This window comes from Streptomyces abikoensis (genome assembly GCF_014648775.1).
Taxonomy (GTDB): Bacteria; Actinomycetota; Actinomycetes; order Streptomycetales; family Streptomycetaceae; genus Streptomyces; species Streptomyces abikoensis.
This window is the reverse complement of record NZ_BMRT01000004.1, coordinates 76468-97287: the sequence shown is the minus strand read 5'-3', so window position 1 is coordinate 97287 and position 20820 is coordinate 76468. Positions and strand designations below refer to the sequence as shown.

At 73.3% G+C, this 20820-nt stretch carries 18 protein-coding genes; 6 read left to right on the top strand and 12 right to left on the bottom strand.

Annotated features, from left to right (window positions below):
- Positions 1-5: 5 nt before the first annotated feature.
- From IE096_RS14440 to IE096_RS14410, 7 genes are all read right to left on the bottom strand, one after another.
- Positions 6-914 carry an SCO2278 family lipoprotein gene (locus tag IE096_RS14440; protein ID WP_506005073.1) on the bottom strand — a complete coding sequence of 303 codons (909 nt, stop codon included), beginning with the start codon at positions 912-914 and terminating at the stop codon, positions 6-8.
- The gene (gene efeU / locus IE096_RS14435; RefSeq protein WP_189451868.1) at positions 850-1833 is read right to left on the bottom strand and encodes an iron uptake transporter permease EfeU; all 984 of its coding nucleotides are present in this window, start codon (positions 1831-1833) and stop codon (positions 850-852) included. The genes IE096_RS14440 and efeU overlap by 65 nt, the downstream gene beginning before the upstream one ends.
- 31 nt (positions 1834-1864) lie before the next feature.
- Entirely contained in the window at positions 1865-3340 is a 1476-nt protein-coding gene (efeB, locus tag IE096_RS14430) for an iron uptake transporter deferrochelatase/peroxidase subunit (protein ID WP_229820186.1), read from the bottom strand.
- A gap of 15 nt (positions 3341-3355) precedes the next feature.
- A complete protein-coding gene (gene efeO, locus IE096_RS14425; RefSeq protein ID WP_189451867.1) occupies positions 3356-4489 on the bottom strand; it encodes an iron uptake system protein EfeO in 1134 nt (377 codons plus the stop codon).
- A gap of 138 nt (positions 4490-4627) precedes the next feature.
- Entirely contained in the window at positions 4628-5461 is an 834-nt protein-coding gene (locus IE096_RS14420; protein WP_189452767.1) for a heme ABC transporter ATP-binding protein, read from the bottom strand.
- A 145-nt stretch (positions 5462-5606) separates the two neighbouring features.
- On the bottom strand, positions 5607-6683 hold the full coding sequence (locus IE096_RS14415) for a FecCD family ABC transporter permease (protein WP_189451866.1): 1077 nt from the start codon (positions 6681-6683) through the stop codon (positions 5607-5609).
- 1 nt (position 6684) lies between these two features.
- Positions 6685-7653 (bottom strand): heme/hemin ABC transporter substrate-binding protein, encoded by a 969-nt coding sequence (locus tag IE096_RS14410; protein WP_189452765.1) that lies wholly within the window; start codon positions 7651-7653, stop codon positions 6685-6687.
- A gap of 193 nt (positions 7654-7846) precedes the next feature.
- Between IE096_RS14410 and IE096_RS14405 the strand changes: the two genes are divergently transcribed.
- Positions 7847-9367: an HtaA domain-containing protein gene (locus IE096_RS14405; RefSeq protein ID WP_189451865.1), complete on the top strand. Its 1521-nt coding sequence runs from the start codon at positions 7847-7849 to the stop codon at positions 9365-9367.
- Entirely contained in the window at positions 9364-10902 is a 1539-nt protein-coding gene (locus tag IE096_RS14400; protein WP_189451864.1) for an HtaA domain-containing protein, read from the top strand. Before IE096_RS14405 ends, IE096_RS14400 begins: the two co-directional genes overlap by 4 nt.
- Before the next feature lie 166 nt (positions 10903-11068).
- Here the strand turns inward: IE096_RS14400 and IE096_RS14395 are convergent, their stop codons facing one another.
- Complete coding sequence (locus IE096_RS14395; RefSeq protein WP_229820185.1) at positions 11069-11731, bottom strand: biliverdin-producing heme oxygenase; 663 nt, start codon at positions 11729-11731, stop codon at positions 11069-11071.
- Between the two features lie 155 nt (positions 11732-11886).
- Positions 11887-12744 (bottom strand): type I methionyl aminopeptidase, encoded by an 858-nt coding sequence (gene map / locus IE096_RS14390; protein ID WP_189451862.1) that lies wholly within the window; start codon positions 12742-12744, stop codon positions 11887-11889.
- A gap of 45 nt (positions 12745-12789) precedes the next feature.
- Between map and IE096_RS14385 the strand changes: the two genes are divergently transcribed.
- Complete coding sequence (locus tag IE096_RS14385) at positions 12790-12999, top strand: hypothetical protein (RefSeq protein ID WP_189451861.1); 210 nt, start codon at positions 12790-12792, stop codon at positions 12997-12999.
- A gap of 145 nt (positions 13000-13144) precedes the next feature.
- On the opposite strand, the gene IE096_RS14380 is transcribed toward IE096_RS14385, so the two are convergent.
- Positions 13145-14437, bottom strand: coding sequence for an MFS transporter (locus IE096_RS14380; protein WP_229820282.1), 1293 nt, complete (start codon positions 14435-14437; stop codon positions 13145-13147).
- Positions 14438-14599: 162 nt separating this feature from the next.
- On the bottom strand, positions 14600-15226 hold the full coding sequence (locus IE096_RS14375; RefSeq protein WP_189451859.1) for a hypothetical protein: 627 nt from the start codon (positions 15224-15226) through the stop codon (positions 14600-14602).
- Positions 15227-15325: 99 nt separating this feature from the next.
- Here IE096_RS14375 and npdG point away from each other — a divergent pair, with 99 nt between their 5' ends.
- Complete coding sequence (gene npdG / locus IE096_RS14370; protein ID WP_189451858.1) at positions 15326-16042, top strand: NADPH-dependent F420 reductase; 717 nt, start codon at positions 15326-15328, stop codon at positions 16040-16042.
- Positions 16043-16163: 121 nt separating this feature from the next.
- Entirely contained in the window at positions 16164-16352 is a 189-nt protein-coding gene (locus IE096_RS14365) for a hypothetical protein (RefSeq protein WP_189451857.1), read from the top strand.
- Between the two features lie 22 nt (positions 16353-16374).
- Here IE096_RS14365 and IE096_RS14360 read toward each other — a convergent pair whose 3' ends face one another.
- Positions 16375-17184 carry a site-2 protease family protein gene (locus IE096_RS14360; RefSeq protein WP_189451856.1) on the bottom strand — a complete coding sequence of 270 codons (810 nt, stop codon included), beginning with the start codon at positions 17182-17184 and terminating at the stop codon, positions 16375-16377.
- A 110-nt stretch (positions 17185-17294) separates the two neighbouring features.
- On the opposite strand from IE096_RS14360, the gene IE096_RS14355 reads away from it, so the two are divergent.
- Positions 17295-20747, top strand: a complete 3453-nt coding sequence (locus IE096_RS14355) for an AfsR/SARP family transcriptional regulator (RefSeq protein WP_189451855.1) — start codon at positions 17295-17297, stop codon at positions 20745-20747.
- Positions 20748-20820 lie beyond the last annotated feature (73 nt).

The window sequence follows — 20820 nt, the reverse complement described above, 5'->3', positions numbered from 1 at the left end:
CGTTCCTACTCCGCCCGCGCCTCCGTCAGGGACTCGATTCTGTTGAGGAAGACGACCGGGCCCTTGCGGGGGATGGTGACCGCCGACTCCGAGACGCGCGTGTAGGTCACCGCCTGCTTGAGGTCGCCCTTCAGGAGCGCCTTCGTGCGCGGGTCGGTGACCTCCGGGCGGACGCCCGCGACCGCCGTGCGGCGCTCGCGGTGGTGGGCCGTGAAGAAGGCGAGCGCGCCGCCGTCCTTGGTGCGCAGGGCCGGGGCCGGGAAGCCCGGGGCCTTTTCCGGGGTGTCGATGTACTCGGCCCAGAACGTGGGCGTCCGGGCGAGCTTCGCGCGCTCCGCCCGGATCTGCGTGGTGGAGGTGCCGGGGGCGAAGACGTCGCCCGCGCCCGAGCGCAGATAGTCGGTGTACGCGGGGCTGAGCGCCTCCGGTCGTACGGCGAGGGGTTCCTTGTTCTCGCCCGGCACCGCCTGCGCGTAGCCGTCCTTGTCCAGCGCGAACTCCGGGACGCTCCCCTGCTTCAGCAGCGAGAGGTACGCGGCCTTCCACGGCCGGCCCGCGTCGGCGCGGGTGAAGACCAGCAGCCAGCGGTGCTGGTCACGGTTGCTGTGGGTGTCGGCGACGAAGAACTTCGGCCAGCCCGCCATCTTCGGGATCGTGAACCGCGCGTCGTCGAGGACGAGCGGCGGATAGCCCGGGTTGCCGCCCGGCGTCAGCGCGCGCTGCGCCGCCAGGTCGGCCCGGGCTATCTCGGCCGGCGCACCGGTCTCGACCCGGTCCACGAGGGCCGGGTCGAGCTTGCGGTACGCGTCGTTGTAGCCGTCGGTGAAACGGCGGAGGACCTTCTCGGCCTCAGCCTTCCCGCTCACCGCCGGGATGACCGCCCGTTCCCCGTGCACCGTCACGCACCCGGTCACCGTCGCCGTCAGCAGCACCGGCACCACCGTCAGAACCGCCGCCCGACGCGGGAACACCCGATGCGGGAACCTCATCGCGCTTCGACTCCTCCGTGACTGCCCGGGACGGCGCAACCCTACCCGTCCGCCCCGGAGCGAAGAACACCAGCAGGGTCGGCACCACGTACAGCGCCCACACCGCCACCTGAAGCCACGTCGGGTCCGGCTGGAAGTTGAAGACGCCCTTCAGCAGCGTGCCGTACCAGCTGTCGACCGGGATCTGCTCGCTGATGTCGAACGCCTTGTCCCCCAGGCCCGGCAGGACGTCGGCCTCCTGGAGGTCGTGGAAGCCGTAGGCGAGGACGCCCGCCGCGACCACGATCAGCATCCCGCCGGTCCACGTGAAGAACTTCGCCAGGTTGATCTTCAGCGCGCCCCGGTAGAACAGCCAGCCCAGCACCACGGCCGTCAGCAGCCCCAGCAGCGCGCCGACCAGCGGCCGCACACCGTCGTTCGTCGCCTGCACGGCCGTCCAGATGAACAGCGCCGTCTCCAGGCCCTCCCGGCCGACGGCCAGGAACGCCGTGACGACCAGCGCGCCCGTGCCCATCGCCAGCGCCGCGTCGAGCTTGCCGTGCAGCTCCTTCTTCAGGTGCCGCGCGGTGCGCCGCATCCAGAAGACCATCCACGTCACCAGGCCGACGGCGATGACCGACAGCGAACCGCCGAGCGCCTCCTGGGCCTTGAACGTCATCGTCTGCGAACCGAACTGCAGCACGGCACCGAAGGCCATGCTCAGCAGCACCGCCGCCGCGATGCCCGTCCACACCGGCCGCAGGGCGTCCCTGCGGCCGGTCTTGACCAGGTAGGCCACGAGGATGCAGACGACCAGGCTGGCCTCCAGGCCCTCGCGCAGGCCGATCAGGTAGTTGCCGAACACCCGGCATCTCCTCTCAGAAAGGGACCAGCGGTCAGGCGAAGAGGGCCTTGCCCCACCAGTCGCCCTTGTCCCGGACGCCAGGCGGGACGGCGAAGACCGCCGACCCCACGTGCTGGATGTACTCGTTCAGCGCGTCGTGGCGCGAAAGGTTCGTCTGCAGCGGCACGAAACCGTCCCGGACGTCGCGCTGGTACGCGATGAAGAAGAGCCCCGCGTCGAGCCGGCCCAGGCCGTCCGTGCCGTCCGTGAAGGAGTAGCCGCGGCGCAGGATCGTCACACCGTTGTTGGAGTCCGGGTGCGCGAGACGCACGTGCGCGTCCGGCTTCATCGCCTTCAGCAGCGGCTCGTCGTGCTCGCGCTGCTTGCCCACGGGCGCGCCCTCGGACTTGTCACGGCCGAAGACGTCCTCCTGCTCGGCGAGCGAGGTGCGGTCCCAGGTCTCGATGTGCATCCGGATGCGGCGCGCGACGAGGTAGGAGCCGCCGACCATCCAGTCGGGGCCGTCCTTCTCGCCCACCCACACGTGCTTGTCGAGACGGGCGGTGTCGTCGCCCGCGATGTTCCGGGTGCCGTCCTTGAAGCCCATCATGTTGCGGGGCGTCTGGGCGTCGGGCGTGGTCGAGGACGTCTTGCCGAAGCCCAGCTGCGACCAGCGGATCGCCACCCGGCCCATGCCGATGCGGGCGAGGTTGCGGATCGCGTGCACCGCGACCTGCGGGTCGTCGGCGCAGGCCTGGACGCACAGGTCGCCGCCGCTGCGCGCGGCGTCGAGGTTGTCCCCGGGGAAGGCCGGCAGGTCGATGAGGGCCTGGGGACGCCGGGCCTTCAGGCCGAAGCGGTCCTTGCCGTCCTTCTCGAACAGGCCGGGGCCGACGCCGAAGGTGAGGGTCAGCCGGGACGGCTTGAGGCCGAGGGCCTCGCCGGTGTCGTCCGGCGGCAGCTCCTCGTTGGCGCTGATCGCGCCCGCGCCGACCTCGTGCCCGGCGGTCATCGCCCGGGCGGCGGCCGTCCACTCCTGGAGCAGCTTGATCAGCGCGGCCCGGTCGGTCGTCGTCACGTCGAAGGAGGCGAAGTGCAGCCGGTCCTGGACGGGCGTGGCGATGCCGGCCTGGTGGGCGCCGTGGAACGGCACCGCGTCGCCGGTGGACGCGCTGGGGGAGGCGTCGGAGCCGACGCGCAGCGCGGCGGCCGTGCCGCCGGCCGCGGCGGCGCCGAGCGCGAGGCCCGCGCCGCCCCAGCCGAGCAGGGCGCGACGCGAGGGCGCCCGCCGGGGCTCGGCCCCGGCGCCGGCCTTCGCCTCGCCGGCGGCCTCGGCCTCGCGGGTCGCCTCGGCCGTCGCCCGGTCGGGCGCCCCGGCCTTCGCCTCGCCGGTCGCCGTGCCGGTGACACCACCGGCGGTCGGGGTGGCCTCGGCGGCCTCAGCCGTTTCCGCGGCCCCCGTCGGCGTGGCCCCCGCCGCTTCCGCGGCTTCCGGGGAGGAGGACTTCGGGTTCGAGGATTCCGTCATCGTCGTTCCCCCGCCTTACTTCGCGACCGCGGCGGCGAGCTTCGACAGCGGCTCGGACAGCGCGTTCACCGCGTCCGAGAGCTTCTTGCGGTCGTCCTTGCCCACGGTGTCGTACGACTTGAAGCCGTCGCCGTCGCGGTAGTCGCCGAGCGCCTTCTTCACGGCGGCGAACTGCGCGTCCAGGGTCTTGACGAGGTCCGCGTCGTTCTTGGCGGCGACCGGCTTCAGCAGCTCGTACGCCTTCTCGGCGCCGTCGACGTTGGCCTCGAAGTCGACCAGGTCGGTGTGGCTGTAGCGCTCCTCCTCACCGGTGATCTTGTTCCGGTAGACCTCGTCGAGGAGCTCCTTGGCGCCGTTGGCCATGCTGGTCGGCGTGATCTCGGCGGTGCCGACGCGCTTGCGCCAGTCCTCGAGGTCCTTCATCAGCTGGTCGGCGAGGGCCTTGTCCTCGTCCGTGATGGCCTTGGCGTCCCAGAGCGACTTCTCCAGCTTGTGCCAGCCGGTCCACTTCTGGTCCTTCTCCAGGCCGTCCTCGCGGACGTCGACCTTCGGGTCGATGTCCCCGAAGGACTCGGCGACCGGCTCGGTGCGCTCCCAGCCGGTGCGGGAGGAGGCGTAGTTCTTCTTCGCCTCGTCCAGGTCGCCCTTCTTCACGGCGTCCACGAACTTCTGCGCGGCCGGGATGGTGTCGTCGGCCTGCTGCTGCACGTACTTGCGGTACTCGGCGACCGCCTTGTCCAGCGCCGGGTCGCTCTTCTTCTCCGCGCCGCCACCGGTGACGGTGATCTTCTGGCGGATGCCGTCGCCCTTCATGCCGGGCTTGCAGGCGATTTCGTACGAACCCGCCTTGATCGTCGCCGTGATCTCCGCCTTGGTGCCCGGGCCTATGTTCTCCCGCTCGGTGACAATTCGGTCATCGGGGGCGTAGACATAAACCTCGGTGACCTTGGAGCCCTTGTTCTCCACATTGATCTTGACGTGCCCGGCCGGGAACGTGGTCTTGGAGACCTCGCACTTGTCGTCGGAGGCCGCCACATTGACGGCGCCGTCCGAGCTCTTCCCGTCGGACTTCTCTGCACAGCCGGACACGGCGGTCAGGGCCGCCACCGCGGCGACGGCGGTGACGGCGGAGGAGCGGAGGACTCGCATGTGGGCTCCAGGCTTGCTCGGAGAGGGCGGATATCGGCCATGGCTCGGTCATGGCCGAAAGAGCATGGCCGAATAAGGCCGCCCTAACTTATCTGAGGCTTGCCTACCCTGTTCCCCACCGGGTGCGTGATTCTGCTCTCACGAGGCAAAATCTCGGCCATCCCGTCTCGGCAGGACCAAAGGTTCTCCCGTGCGTGGATGATCAATTACTTCGACCGGCTGCGAATAGACACGACTCAGCAATTCGGGCGCGTAGACCCGGCCGGGCGGGCCGTCCGCCGCGATCCGGCCCTCGTGGAGCACGGCCACGCGATCCGCGTGGGCGCCCGCGAGCCCGAGGTCGTGGAGGACGACGACCACCGCGGCCCCGGCGGCCGCGCGCTCCCGGCACACCCGCAGCACCAGCTCCTGGTGGCGCAGGTCCAGCGCGGCCGTCGGCTCGTCGAGCAGCAGCAGCGGGGTGCGCTGCGCGAGCACCCGGGCCAGCGCGACCCGGGCCCGTTCGCCGCCCGACAGCTCCGCGAACGGCCGGGAGGCGAATCCGGCCACCTCGGCGGTGGCCATCGCCTCCCGGACGGCCGGATCGTCCTCGTCCTCGGCGGGCGTTCCGGCCCAGGGGGCCCGGCCCATCCGGACGACCTCCTCGACGGCGAACGGGAACGAGAGCCGGGCCGACTGCGGCAGCACGGCCCTGCGCAGGGCGAGTTCGCCGGCGCTCCATTCGTCCGCCGGACGGCCGTCGATGCGTACCTCGCCGGACTCGGCGGGCAGGTCCTGGGCGAGCGCGGCGAGCAGCGTGGACTTGCCGGCGCCGTTCGGGCCGACGAGGGCGACGACCTCGCCGGCGGCGACACGCAGGTTCACGTCGGCCAGGACGGTACGGCCGCCGAGCCGCACCCGCAGGGCACGGGCCTCGGCCCGTACGGTGCCGAGGGGGACGGGGGAGGGGAGTCGCCGCGCGCGGCGGCGCAGCCCCCGGAAAAGCGTGCGCGTCACGCCCAACCCCCCTGACTCCGTCGGGACCTCCGTAGCAGCCAGCTGTGCTTTCCCGGGGGACAACCCCCGGACCCCCGGCCGGGCACCCTCGGGGGCTGACGCCGATCTCGTGTGCGGATGCTCACGCCCAACCCCCCTGACTCCGCCGGGACCTCCGTAGCAGCCAGAAGAAGAACGGGCTGCCGAACAGTGCTGTCAGGACGCCCAGGGGCAGTTCCGCCGGCTGGGCGGCCGTGCGGGCCGCGAGGTCGGCGGCGACGAGGACGAGCGCGCCGCCCAGCGCGCTGCCCGGCACGAGGAAGCGGTGTCCCGGGCCCGCCGCCATGCGCAGCAGATGCGGCACCAGCAGCCCGACGAACGTGATGATGCCCGCGACCGCCACCGCCGCCGCCGTCAGCAGCGCGACCACCAGTACCAGCACCATCCGCAGCCGTTCGACGTCCACGCCCAGGTGCCGCGCCGGGCGTTCGCCCAGCGCCAGCAGGTCCAGCTTGCGGGCGTACCAGGGCGCGATCGCCAGCCCCGCCAGGGCGCACGGCAGGACGGCCAGCACCTTGGGCCAGGTCGCCTGGGCGAGGGAGCCCAGCTGCCAGAAGGTGATCTGCGTGATCTGCGCGTTGTCCGCGACGAAGACGCACAGCCCGATGAGCGCGCCCGCGAAGGCGTTCACCGCGATGCCGGTGAGGATGAGCGTCACCACCTCCGTACGCCCGCCCGACCGCGACAGCGCGTACACCAGCGCCACCGTCACCAGTCCGCCCACGAACGCGCAGACCGTCACCGTCCATGTGCCGAAGAGGCTCAGGCCCAGCGAGATGGAGGCGACCGCGCCCACGGCCGCGCCCGACGAGATCCCGATGACGCCGGGCTCGGCGAGCGGGTTGCCGAACACGCCCTGCGTCAGCGCCCCCGCGCACCCCAGCGACGCCCCGACCAGCAGCGCCAGCGCCACGCGCGGCAGCCGGACGTTCCACAGCACGCTCTCGCCCACGCGGTCGAGGGCCGCGCCCCCGAGCCCGGCGCGGTGGAGGAGCGAGCCCAGCACGTCGCCGACGGGGATGTCGTAGGCGCCGAGCCCGGCGGAGAGGAGGCAGAGGACGGCGAGGGCGACGGCCATCGCGGAGCCCAGCAGTACGGGCACGGCGGGACGCGCGCGGGGCGCCGCCCGTGGCACGGTTTCCTCGACGGTGGTCGTCATGTCACGCCCCGCCCTTGTGGTTCCGGCCGCCCTTGTGGATCTGCTCGACGAGGGACTTGAGGACGGCGTCGGTGCGCGGGCCGAAGTTCAGCAGGACGCCGTCGTCGACGGAGGCGATCCGGCGGTCGAGCCCGGCCGGGGTCTGGCCGACGCCCGGGATCCTGAGCAGCCCGTCCACGCCGCCGACCGAGTCCAGGCCCTTGCTCATCACGAGGATCACATCGGGCGCGGCCTTGGCGAGGGCCTCGCTGGTGATGGGCGTGAAGTCCTTCTTCAGGCCCGAGTCCACGCCCGCGTCGACGCCGCCCGCCGCCTCGATGAGCGAGTCGGCCCCCGAGCCCGCGCCGCCGAGGAGGTAGACGGACGCCGAGCCGCGCAGGTACAGGAAGGCGACGCGCGGCTTCTTCCCATGGGGAACGCCTTGCTTCGCCGCCTCTATACGGCTCTCCGCGCGCTCGCGGAGTTCCGCGCCGGCGGCGGGGACGCCGAGCGCGGCCGCCACCTTGTCGATCCGGGTGCCGACGTCGCCGAGCTTCTTCGCCGGGTCGAGGACGACGAGGGGCACGCCCGCCGCGCGGATCTGGCCGATGGCCTCGGCCGGGCCGGTGGTGGCCTCGGCGAGGACGAGCGTGGGCCGGAGCGAGAGCACGCTCTCCGCCGAGACGTCGTGCGCGCGCGTCACGACGGGCAGTCGGCGGGCCTGTTCGAAGGTGGCGGTGATGTCCCGGGCCACGACGCGGTCGCCGAGGCCGAGGCTGAAGACGATCTCGGAGAGCGAGCCGGACAGCGGAACGATCCGGTCGGCGCCCCCGACGGTGACGTCCCGGCCGTCGGCCGAGCGCACGGTGACGGGCAGTCGGGGCGCGGGCGCCGGCGCGAGCGGTTCGACGCGGTCGGCGGTCGAGGGCGCTTCCGAGGGCTTTCCGGAAGCCCCGCCCGCCGTGCCGCAGCCGGTGAGGACGACGGCCATGGCGAGCAGGCCCGCGAGGGCGCCGACGAGCCTGCCGACGAGGCGTGGGACGCGCAACAGGGCTCCTGTCGAGTGCCGTTGAAACACGTTCCCGCCTTTCCGGTGCGGATTCCTCCGGATGGGCTGTCCACCCGCTGAGCTGTAGCTTAGGTTAGCCTTACCTTATTCGCCATTGCTCCAGAGGGGTTCCTCGATGCTGCCGTCCAGACCTGCCCGCGCGCCCGTCGTCGCGCTCCTCGCGGCGCTGCTGACGGCACTGTCGGTGGCCGCGCCCGCGCCCGTCCCGGCCGCCCACGCGGCGGACGGGCGCGACGCGTCATCCGGAACCCGGGAGGTGTCCGGCGGGCGGCTCGACTGGGGGATCAAGTCCTCCTTCCAGAGCTATGTCACCGGGCCCATCGCGCAGGGCGGTTGGGAGCTCCAGGGCGGGGCGGCGACGATCGGCGGCAGCCGGTTCCGCTTCCACTCCGCCAAGGGCTCCCACACGCCCGGAAGCGGCGCCTTCGAGGCGGCCTTCTCCGGCGGCGTGCACTTCACCGGGCACCGCAAGCCGGACGGCTCCCACGAGCTGGACCTGACCATCAGCCGCCCCACCGTCCGCGTCGCGGGCGGCGCCGGAACCCTCTACGCCGACATGACGAGCAAGGCCAGGGGGACGGGCGAGGTCACGACCGCCACGCAGGTGCCGCTCGCCGCCCTCGACGTCTCCGGCGTCGACCTGCGCGGCGGCGGCACCCACGTCGGCCTCGCCGACGTCCCGGCCACCCTCACCGCGCAGGGCGCCAAGGCCTTCGCCGGCTACTACGCCCAGGGCACGGCCCTCGACCCCGTCACCCTCTCCGCCGACGTCCTGGCGTCCGCCGACCGGGCGGCGGCACCGAGCGCGAGCCCGTCCACGGCGGGGGAGGAAAAGCGGACGCCCAAGGGCGGGTTCACGGAGGCGGTCGTCGACTGGGGCGTGCGGCGCACGTTCCGCGAGTACGTCACCGGGTCCATCGCCCAGGGCTCCTGGAAGCTCGCCGACGGCGCCCAGGACGGCGGCGCGCTCTTCCGCTTCCCGCACGGCAAGGGCACCTACGACGCGGGTTCTCTGGACGCCGCGTTCGCCGGCACCCTCCGCTTCACGGGCAGGCACCTCGACCTCACCCTCGGCGGGGTCACGGTCGCGGTGAAGGACGGCCGGGGCACGCTGTCGGCGGACGTGACGGGGATGGCGGACGCGTCCGGCGGCGGCCGTGCGGCCGCCAAGGGCGTACCGCTCGTCACCTTCGACGCCTCCCGCATCGAGGAGAAGGACGGGCTCGCCGCCGTCGCCGAGGCCCCGGCGAAGCTCACGGCCGAGGGCGCGAGGGCCTTCGGCGGGATGTACCAGGAGGGCACGGACATGGATCCGGTCTCCCTGGCCGTCTCGCTGGACGCCAAGGCCGCGCTGCCGCCGCTGCCGGACCTCGGCACCGCGCCGGGCGACTCCTCCCCCTCCCCGGCGGAGCCGCGTACGAAGTCCGCCTCCTCGTCGGCCTCCTCGTCGGCGTCCGGTTCCGCTTCCTTCCCCGTGGTGCCCGTCGCGGCGGCCGCCGCCGTGGTCGTGGCGGCGGCGGTCGCCACCTTCCTGGTGACCCGCCGGCGCCGGGCGACGAGCCGCGCGGCCTCCGCAGACCCTCTCCCTTCCCCCGAATCCACCAGCACCCCCGACCGAGGAGACAACAGACCATGACCGTCGCCGCACGCCGACGCCCCCTCGCCCTCGCGGCCGCCGTCGCCACGGCCGCCGCGACCCTGGGCGCCACCGCCCTAGCCGCCCCGGCCGCCCACGCGGCGGGCGGGCCGCCGCCGATGACGCTGAAGGACGGCACGCTGGGCTGGGGCCTGAAGAAGTCCTTCCGCGACTACGTCGAGGGCGGCTTCGCCAACGGCGCCATCAAGGTCACCGACGGCGCGCAGCGCGCCGGGGACGGTTCCTTCGCCTTCGCCGACGGCAAGGGCACGTACGACATGTCCACGCACGCGGTCAGCAGCACCTTCAAGGGCGGCGTGCGCTTCACCGGCCACGACGGCGAACTGGACATCACCTTCGCCGACCTGAAGCTCGCGGGCGACGCCGGTGGCAAGACCGGCCGCATCACCGCCGACGTCACGAAGGACGGCGCGACCCAGGACGACGTGCCGATCGCCGCGCTGGACCTGGCGGCGGCGAAGCGCACCATGGGCGCGGGCGGCAAGGTCACGTTCGACGGGATACCCGCGACGCTGACGGCCGAGGGCGCGAAGGTCTTCTCGTACCAGGGCCGTTCCATGTACAAGCAGGGCGCCGAGCTCGACAAGGCGACGTTCACGACTACGGCGGTGACGGAGGCCCGGCCGCAGCCCCAGCCGGACCCGAAGCCGAAGCCGGACCCGAAGCCGAAGCCCTCGGAGGACGGCGGGGCGTCGAAGGACGATGCCGCCGCCAAGGGTGACGGAAATCCCAAGAACGACAAGGCTCCTGGCAAGGCTCCTGCGGAGGCTCCCGCCAAGGCCGACGACAAGCCCGTCTCCGGCACCGTCAACGACGGCAGGCTCGACTGGGGTCTGAAGAAGTCCTTCCGCGACTACGTCACCGGCGGTTTCGCCCAGGGCAAGGCCGAGGTCTTCGGCGACGCCGTGAAGCTCGCAGACGGCTACCGCTTCACCAAGGCCGCCGGCACGTACGACGCGGCCGCGAACACGCTCGACGTCGCCTTCAAGGGAGAGGTCCGCTTCACGGGCCACGAGGGTCAGCTGGACCTGCGGTTCAGCAACTTCAAGGTCAAGGCGTCCGGTTCCGGCGACGCCACGCTCAGCGCGGACGTGGCCGCCAAGGGCACGGTGACGCTCGCGAAGCTGAAGCTCGACGCGAACGCCCTCAAGGCGCGGGACGGGGTGGTCACCCTCTCCGCCGTACCGGCGACGCTGACCGCCGAGGGCGCGGGCGTCTTCTCGTACGAGGGCCGCGCCATGTACAAGGAGGGGACCGCGCTCGACCCGGTGAGCCTCGCCGTCACGGTTGGCAAGGGGGCCGAGCTTCCGGCCGCCGATGGGCAGGTGGCGGCCTCCGCCGTAGGCGGTACGCCCGCCGGCGGTGGTGGCGTCACCGGCGGCGAGGCTTCGCTCGCGGCGACGGGTGCCGGTGTGCCCACCGGGGCGCTCCTCGGCGGGGCGGGGGCGCTCGCGCTGGCGGGTGGGGCGGCGGTTTACGCCACGCGGCGGCGGTCGGTGCTCGCGAAGGGCTGACGCCCTTCTGCGCAGCCCGTGAACAGCCCGCGCCCCCCGGTTACGGTCACCAGGGGGCGCGGGTTTCGTTTGCTTGTGCGGGCCGTCGTGGGCGTTGTGCCCACCCTCCCCCAGCTACCGCTGGGAGGTGCCCCCAGCCTTGCGGAACGCCTGCCCACAACGCGCTCTACGCACTCAGCGGGAACTCCTCGCCCAACTCCCTGAAGACCGCCGTGTTGAGGGCGAACGCGCGCTTGCACTCGTCGATGACGCGCTGCTTCTCCAGGTCGTCCAGCGGGAGGGCGTCGAGCAGCTCGCGGTACTCGCGCTTGAAGGCGGCCGGGTTGGGGATGCCCTCGAAGACGTAGAAGCGGACGCCGTCGCCCTTGCGGGCGAAGCCCCACGTCTTCTCGGCCGTGCCGCGGATGATCTGGCCGCCGGAGAGGTCGCCCAGGTAGCGCGTGTAGTGGTGGGCGACATAGCCGGCGGGCCAGTCGCGGACGCACTCCTCGATCCGGGCCGCGTACGCCGCCGTCGCGGGCAGGGGCGTGATGCCCGTACGCCATCCGGGGCCGCCGAGGTGGGCCAGATCGCGCTCCAGCTCGCCGGAGCGCGTCAGCTCGGGCCGTATGAACGGACCGACCACGGGATCGTCGGCGAGGACGCCGGAGGCGGACTCCAGGGCCTGGTACACGAACCAGAGCTGCTCCGTGTAGCGGCGGTAGGCGGCCACCCCGAGGCGGCCGCCCAGCATGTCGCTCATGAACGACGAGTTCTCCGCTTCCGTGTGCTGCTCGTGCGAGGCGGTACGGATGAGGGTGGAGAACGGAGTCGTGGCGGGGGCGTCCAAGGTGGACCTCCGGTGACCGAGGGCGGAAGAAGCAGGGAGAGAACAGGCGGTAACGGGTGCGCCGGAGCGCGCGCCGCCACCGCCCATCCTCCCTACTTAGGCTTACCTAAGTCAATTGCTTCCCGACATGCTGTCGGCAAAATCCTGCTGTCACGTTACGGCAAGGTCAGGATCTCCGCACCCGATTCCGTCACAACGAGCGTGTGCTCGAACTGGGCCGTCCGCTTCCGGTCCTTGGTGACGACCGTCCAGCCGTCCTCCCACATGTCGTACTCGTGCGTGCCCAGCGTGAGCATCGGCTCGATCGTGAAGGTCATGCCCGGCTGGATGAGCGTGTCGTGGTGGGGGCTGTCGTAGTGGGGGACGATCAGGCCGGAGTGGAAGGACGAGTTGATGCCGTGCCCGGTGAAGTCGCGCACGACGCCGTAGCCGAAACGCTTGGCGTACGACTCGATGACGCGGCCGATGATGTTGATCCGGCGGCCCGGCTTGACGGCCTTGATCGCCCGGTTGAGCGCCTCGCGCGTGCGCTCGACGAGGAGGCGCGACTCCTCGTCCACGTCGCCGCAGAGGTAGGTGGCGTTGTTGTCGCCGTGCACGCCGCCGATGTAGGCCGTCACGTCGAGATTGACGATGTCGCCGTCGCGCAGCACGGTCGAGTCGGGGATGCCGTGGCAGATGACCTCGTTGATCGAGGCGCACAGCGACTTGGGGAAGCCTCGGTAGCCGAGCGTGGAGGGGTAGGCGCCGTGGTCGCACATGTACTCGTGCGCGACGCGGTCCAGCTCGTCGGTGGTGACGCCGGGGGCGATGTGCTTGGCTGCCTCCTCCATCGCCCGCGCGGCGATGCCGCCCGCGATCCGCATCTTCTCGATGGTCTCGGCGTCCTGGACCTCGGGGCCGTCGTACGGGGTCGGCGCCGGCTTCCCCACGTACTCGGGGCGCCGGATCGAGGCGGGGACGGGGCGGGTGGGGGAGAGTCTCCCCGGGACAAGAAGCGACTGGCCAGACATGTCTGCGAGTGTAGTTGCGATGGAACACACGCTGGAGGAGAGCTGATGGCACTGTTCAAGCGGCGCGCGGCCGGGAAACCGGGCGAGTGGTACTACTGCCTCAAGCACGGCACGGTCGAGGAGGGCCCGCAGTGCCGGGCGGCGGACCGCATGGGCCCGTACGGCTCGCGCGAGGAGGCGTCCCACGCGATGGAGACGGCGCGCGAGCGGGAGGAGGAGTGGCGGGAGGATCCGCGCTGGAAGGACGAGGGGTAGGGCCTCCACCTGGGGCGAAGCCCCTCGCCCCTCCGGGGGGCCGGGGGCTTGCCCCCAGGAAACGGTGAAAGGGCGGGACCGGGGCATCCTCCCGCCGCGACGGCGAGCAACCCCCGGCCGCGGAGTCCGGCGGTGCCGGACGGCCTCAGGCCGCCTCCGCCACCGCGTCCGGCCCGGTCGCCCCCGCCGCCTTGCGCCGCCGCATCGCCTCCGCGTGCGGATCCGTCCGCTGGTCGTAGGCCATGAGCTTGGGCAGGGACACCGCCAGCAGGCCCACCGCCGCCACGCACGCCAGGCCGCCCGCCCAGACGGACGTGCGGACGCCCGTCAGCGTGGCCATGCCGCCCGCGCGGACCTGGCCGAGCTGCGGGCCGACCGAGTAGGACAGCAGCTCGATGCCCGCGAGGCGGCCGCGCAGCTCGTCCGGGATGGTCTGGTCCCAGATCGCCGAGCGGAACAGGCCGCTCACCGTGTCGCAGCCGCCCGCGACGGCCAGGAAGAACAGCACCGGCCAGATGTCGTCCAGCCATCCCGCCACCGCCATGGCCGCACCCCAGCCCGCCGCCGCGAGGACGACCATCCGGCCGTGCCGGTGGACGCGGGAGACCCAGCCGCTGGTCAGGCTGACCACGAGGGAGCCGACCGCGCCCGCCCCGTACATCAGGCCCAGCGCCCAGGGGGCGTGGAGCTCGTCCGCCAGGAACGGGAAGATCGCGGTGGGCATCGCGAAGAACATCGCCGCCAGGTCCACCGCGTACGTGCCGAGCAGCTCCTTGCGGCCCCACGCGTAGCGCGCGCCCTCCACGATGCCGCGCAGCGACGGCTTCTCGGCGTCGTGCGAGGCGGGGGAGGGGGAGAGCCCGGCGGTCAGGACGAGCGAGACGGCGAAGGTGGCCACGTCCAGCCCGTAGGCCAGCGGCAGTCCGGCGAAGGCGATGACGACGCCCGCCAGGGAGGGGCCGACGATGGCCCCGAGCTGCCAGCGCATCGAGTTCAGCGCGATCGCGGCGGGCAGCTGCTCGTGCGCCACGATCCGGGGGACGATCGCCTGGAGCGCCGGCCGCTGGAGTCCCGTGAGCGCGCTGACCAGCGCGGCGACCACGTACAGCGGCCAGATCATGGGATGCGGCAACAGCGTGTTGAGCAGCAGCAGCGTGCTCAGGACGGCGAGCCCCGCCTCCGTCCACAGGATCAGCTTGCGGCGGTCCATGGCGTCGGCGAGCGCGCCGCCGTAGAGGCCGAAGACGATCAGCGGTACGAGCTCGACCGCGCCGACCGCGCCCACCGCGAGGGCCGAGCCGGTGAGCTCCTTGAGCTGGAGCGGCAGCGCGATGAAGGTCAGGAAGCTGCCGAAGACCGTGACGAGGCCCGCCAGCCACATGCGGCGGAAGTCCCGGGAGGAGTGCCAGGGGGCGAGGTCGGGCAGCAGGGCGCGTATCCGGCCGCCGGAGCCGCCGGAATCGTCGGAGGACGCGCCGGAAGAGGCGTCGGAGGACGCGTCGGAGTGAGGGGGATGGTGCTCGGTCACGGAGCACCATGGTCCGGCGCCCGCGAGCCCTGAGCAAACCGTTTTTCACCGGCTGCCGCTCGCGCGCAGCGCTCACCACCGGTGCGGTGGCGCCGCCAGCTGGTCCACCAGCCGCGACAGCCGGTCGCGGAAGCGGCGCCCCCGCGCGCCCGGGAGCGGCCCGTTCTCCCCGGCGGCCGCGCTGACCAGGTGCTGCACCGTGTCGAGGTCCAGGCCCGCCGAGTCCGGCACGGCCAGCGCGTCATGGGCGAGCGAGCACAGGTCCCGCTGCGCCACGGGCTCCGGACCGCCGCCGGCCGTCCCGTCCAGGGCCAGTACCGTCGCCCCGCCGCGCCGGGCGTCGTGCACCCGCTCCAGCAGCCCCTCGCCGGCGTTCCCCTCCGCCACCACCAGCAGCGTCTCCCCGCGCCCCGCCGCCTCCAGCCTGCCCAGGCCCACCGACAGGTGCGCGGGCGCGCCGGGCGGCGGGCGGTGCCGGACGAGCGTGGGGGACAGCTCCGGCATACCGGACCAGGCGGCCTCGTCGTCCAGGTGCGCGGCCAGGTGCCAGGGCTCGTAGTGGGCCGTCCCCACCAGCAGCAGCCCGCCGCCGTGCGCCCCGACCGAGCCGCGCAGCGTCCCCGCGAAGCGGCGGGTGTCGCGCAGCCACTCGGTCCCGGCCAGTGCCTCGCGCAGCAGCGCGACCCTTACGGCGTCCATGCGCCGCATCCTGCCCCAACCGCCTCATCCGAAAGCGGAGTTGGCGAATGGCTCACCCGTTCGGACGCGGCGGGAGGTGGGCGTGACAGTATCGCTGTCATGACTACTTCTGAAGCAGCCAAGGAAGACGCCAAGAAGGTGCCCGCGAAGGACCCTTGGGACCTTCCCGACGTGTCCGGCCTGGTGGTCGGCGTCCTCGGCGGCACCGGTGACCAGGGCCGCGGCCTCGCCTACCGGCTGGCCAAGGCCGGCCAGCGGGTGATCATCGGCTCCCGCGCGGCCGAACGCGCCCAGGTGGCGGCGGAGGAGCTGGGCCTGGGGATCGAGGGGCTCGACAACGCCGAATGCGCGCGGCGCAGCGACATCGTGATCGTCGCGGTGCCGTGGGAGGGCCACGCCAAGACCCTCGAGGCGCTGCGCGAGGAGCTCGCGGGCAAGCTGGTCGTCGACTGCGTGAATCCGCTCGGCTTCGACAAGCAGGGCGCCTACGCGCTCAAGCCGGAGGAGGGCAGCGCCGCCCAGCAGGCCGCCGCGCTGCTGCCGGAGTCGCGGGTGACCGCCGCCTTCCACCACCTGTCCGCCGTGCTGCTCTCCGACCCCGAGGTCGCGGAGATCGACACCGATGTGATGGTGCTGGGCGAGAAGCGGGCCGACACCGACATCGTGCAGGCCCTCGCCGGCCGGATCCCCGGGATGCGCGGCGTCTACGCGGGCCGGCTGCGCAACGCCCACCAGGTCGAGTCGCTCGTCGCCAACCTGATCTCCGCCAACCGCCGCTACAAGGCGCACGCGGGCCTGCGCGTCACCGACGTCTGACAGCCGGCGTCACCGGCGTCCGGCGGTCGGTGTCACCGGCGTCCGGCGGCCGGCGGGCATGGGGGACAATGACCGGGATCGTACGTACATGCGCCCCGGACCCGGAGTAGGAGCCGCCCCCATGCCCCGCCTCGCCCTCTACGCCTTCGCCGTCTGCGTCCTCGCCGTCGCCGCGGCCGTCGTCTCGTTCGCGCGGGGCAGCTGGCTCGGCGTCGTGTGGATCCTGCTGCTGGGCGTCTCGTCCAACATCGCCTGGTACTACGTGCGCAAGGCGAAGAACGACAAGGCGGCGGCCGCCGCCGGGCGCTGACGCGCCCGGCGCGAGCCGCTGATCAGCCCAGGTCGAGCGCGTTCAGCGGGGGGATCTCCGGCGTCCCCTGCCAGAAGCGGAACAGCTCCTGGCCCCAGTAGGTGTCCCACTCCGTGATGCCCAGGGCCCGCAGGACCGCGTCGACCATGTCGAAGAACGCGTGGTTGACCTCGGGGATCCACAGGAAGCCGAAGACCGCGAGCAGCCCGAACGGCGCGAACGGCTCCACCTGCCGGCGCACCTTCGGCGACAGCCACGGCTCGATGATCCCGTAGCCGTCCAGGCCCGGCACCGGCAGCAGGTTCAGGATCGTGGCGGTGACCTCCAGCAGGGCCAGGAACGCGAGGGCGTAGCGGAAGTTGTCCGGGACGCCGTCCAGCGCGTGCAGCCAGAACGGGGCGGTGACCACGACCGCGAACACGAGGTTCGTGAGCGGCCCGGCGGCGGAGATCAGGCTGTGCTTCCAGCGGCCCCGGATGCGGTGGCGCTCGATGAAGACGGCACCGCCCGGCAGACCGATCCCGCCCATGATCACGAAGACCACCGGCAGCACGATGCTCAGCAGGGCATGGGTGTACTTGAGCGGGTTGAGGGTGAGATAGCCCTTCGCCCCGATCGTGATGTCACCGCCGTGGAGGGCCGTGCGGGCGTGCGCGTACTCGTGGAGGCACAGCGAGACGATCCAGGCCGAGACGACGAAGAGGAAGACCGCGAAGCCCGGCGACGCCGAGTAGTCCGTCCACACCGCCCATATGGAGACCGCCATGATGGCGACGAGGGCGAGGAAGACAGGGCTCACTCGCCCTTCGCCACGGGTCGCTTGCGTTGCCATGCCTGTGCTCCTGAACTCGTCTGGACCGCGGGAATTGTCCGGGCGTACGAACGTACCGGGTGACCGTACTCGGTGGGCCCGGGCCACGCGTAGTGGCCGACTGCTCGATCATGTACCGGACACGGGACAATGGGCCGGTGCGTTACGGCATCCTTGGCACCACCTCGGCCCACTCCGACGACGGTCAGCCCCTGGCCCTCGGCGGTTCCCGGCTGCGCGCGCTCCTGGCAGCGCTGGCCCTTCGCCCCGGACGGATCCAGAGCGTGCCCGCGCTGATCGACGCCGTCTGGGACGGCGAGCCGCCCGCCGACGCGACGGGCGCCCTCCAGGCGCTCGTCGGACGGCTGCGCCGGGTCGTCGGCCGGGAGGCGGTGGCCTCCGCGCCCGGCGGCTACCGGCTGTGCGCCGAGCCCGACGACGTCGACCTCCACCGCTTCGAGCGCCTCGCCGACGAGGGGGAGCGGGCACTCGCCGACGGCGACCCCGCGAAGGCGGCGGTCCTCCTCGACGACGCCCTCGCCCTCTGGCGCGGCCCGGCCCTCGCCGACCTGCCCGGCGCCACCGCCACGGCCGGCGCCCGGCCCGAGGCCCGCCGCCTCGCCGCCCGCCGCGCCCGGCTGGCCGCGACGGTGGCCCTGGGCGACGCGGCCGGGGCCCTGCCCGCCCTGGCCGAGCTGTGCGCCGAACACCCGCTCGACGAGCCCCTCCAGGCCCTCCGCCTGCGCGCGCTGCGCGCGGCGGGGCGGCCGGCGGAGGCGCTCGCCGCGTACGAGGCCGTGCGCCGGCACCTGGCCGATCGCCTCGGGACGGAACCGGGGCCCGAGCTGCGTGCGCTCCACGCGGAGCTGCTCGCCCCCGAGGCGGCGGCCGGTTCGGCACCGCCGGGCTCCTCGACGGCGGCCGATCGCCGTGGCGGCGGAGAGGGCGCCCCGGTCCCGCCCCTTCCCGTTTCCCGGGGGCACGCCCCCGGCCCCCCGGAGGCCCGGGCCCGGGAAGGGGCGGCGAGCCCGGCGGTGCCGGACAAAGCGCATCGTGGCAACCTCCGCGCCCGCCTCACCTCCTTCGTCGGGCGCGAGGACGACATCGACCGCATCCGTGAGGACCTGACGCGGCACCGCCTGGTCACCCTCCTCGGCCCCGGTGGCGCCGGGAAGACCCGGCTGTCGCAGGAGGCCGCCGAGACCGCCGCCGGGCCGTGGCCCGACGGCGTGTGGTTCGCCGAGCTCGCGCCCGTCGACGACCCGGCCACCGTGCCCGAGGCGGTGCTGACCGCCCTCGGCGCCCGCGAGACCGTCGTGCGCGGCACCACCGCCGAGGGGCTCCGGGCGGCCACCGACGCCACCGCGCTCGACCCCCTGGCCCGGGTCGCCGAGCACTGCGAGCGGCGCCGAATGCTGCTCGTCCTCGACAACTGCGAGCACGTGATCGACGCCGCCGCCCGGCTCGCCGAGACGCTCCTCGCCCACTGCCCCGGCGTCACCGTGCTCGCCACCAGCCGCGAACCGCTCGCCGTCCCCGGCGAGCTGGTGCGTCCCGTGGAGCCGCTGCCCGACCCGGTCGCGCTGCGGCTGCTCGCCGACCGGGGCGCGGCCGCCCGGCCCGGCTTCCGGGTGGCGGACGACCCCGAGGCCTGCGCCGAGATCTGCCGCCGCCTGGACGGCCTGCCGCTGGCCATCGAACTGGCCGCCGCCCGGCTGCGGATGCTCACGCCGCGCATGCTCGCCGACCGGCTCGACGACCGCTTCCGGCTGCTGACCTCGGGCAGCCGTACCGTCCTGCCGCGCCAGCAGACCCTGCGCGCGGTCGTCGACTGGTCGTGGGACCTGCTGGACGAACCCGAGCGCGCGGTGCTGCGCCGGCTGGCGGTGTTCTCCGGCGGCTGCGGCCTGGAGCCGGCCGAGGAGGTGTGCGCGGACGGCACCGCCGTCACGGCCCCGGACGTGGCGGCGCTGCTCGGCTCGCTGGTCGACAAATCGCTGGTGGTGGCCGTGCCCACGGCGGACGGCGAGATGCGCTACCGGTTGCTGGAGACCGTCGGGGAGTACTCCGCCGAGCGGCTGGAGGAGGCCGGTGAGCGGGCGGACGTCCAGCACCGGCACCTGGTGGCCTTCCGGGAACTCGCCCGTACCGCCGACCCGGCGCTGCGCGGCCCGGGACAGCGCGCCTGGCTGGACCGGCTGGAGCTGGAGCACGACAACCTGCGCACCGCCCTGCGCCACGCCGTCGCCATCGGCGACGAGCAGGAGGCGCTGTGTCTGGTGCTGTCCCTGGGCTGGTTCTGGCAGTTGCGCGACCACCGGGCCGACGCCCGGCACTGGGCCGACGCGGCGGCCGGGCTGGGCCCGGACCCGTTCGCCGAGCCCGTCCCGCTCGCCCGGCCGCTGTTCGAGTCCTGCACCGCCGAGCCCCCGCCGATGGTGGGGGAGGTCCTGCTGGAGGCGCGGCGCGGGGTACGGCTGCTGGCGCTGGCCAACAACGAGTCGGACCTGCGGGTGCTCGGCACACCGGAGACGCAGCGGCGGCTGCGGGGCATCATCACCGCGTACGGCGAGGGGCAGCCGCAGAACTGCCGGGTGCCCGGGATGATGTGGTTCTTCGCGCTGTTGCTGACCGGCTCGGTCGAGAATCTGTGCGCGGTCGCGGACCGGGCCGTGGAGCGCTGCCGTGAGCTCGGGTACACGTGGGAGCTCGCCAACACCCTCCAACTGCGGGCCAAGCTGCTCAACGAGCAGCCGGAACGGGCCGTTCAGGGCAGCCGGGACGCCGACGAGAGCCTGGAGATCTTCACCCGGCTCGGTGACGAGTGGGGCATCGCCGAGGCGCTGTCCAGCCGGGCGGAGGCCCACCAGCGGGAGGGCCGCTTCCACCACGCCGCCGAGGACTACCGTGCCGCGATCGAGCGGGTGCGCGCCGTCGGCTCCGAGGGGCAGGTGCCGCACCTGAGTTCCCGGCTCACCGATGTGCTCCTGGAGGCCGGCGCCATCGACCTGGCGGAGGGGGAGCGACGGTACCGCGAGGCGCTGGAGGCGCTGGAGAAGGACCACCCCGACGCGGCCGCCTTCATCCACGTCCAGCTCGGCATCCTGCTCGCCCGCTCGGGCCGCACCACCGAGGCCCGCGTGCACTTCGGCCATATGGTCGACGAGTTCGGGCGGCGTCACCTGGCCCTCTTCGAGGGCATGATCCTGGGCCTGACCGCCTGGCTGGACACCCTGGAAGGCCGGCCGGAGGCGGCGCTGCCCAAGCTGCGCGAGGGGCTGGCGAGCCTCGACGGCGATCCGCTGGTCCACCTGGTCGCCGCGCACCTGCCGTCGGTGCACCTGCTGACCGCCGCGTTCGCCCACGTGGAGACCGGCGGCCGGGAGCGCGCGCTGCGGGCGGCCCGGCTCCTGGGCGCCGCCGTGACGCAGCGGCCGGCCGGCCACTTCGTCATCGCGCACGAGCGGGAGATCCGGGAACGCATCGCGGCGCGGGCCCGCGCCGAGCTCGGCGCCGAGGCGTACGAGCGCGCGTACGCCGAGGGCGCCCGTCTCTCCCCCACGGAGGCGGCCGCCCTCGTCTGAACCCGCTGAACCCGCGCCGACCGGACCGGCAACGTCCGGATCGCGCGCCGTATGACGCGACCGGTGGCCGCCG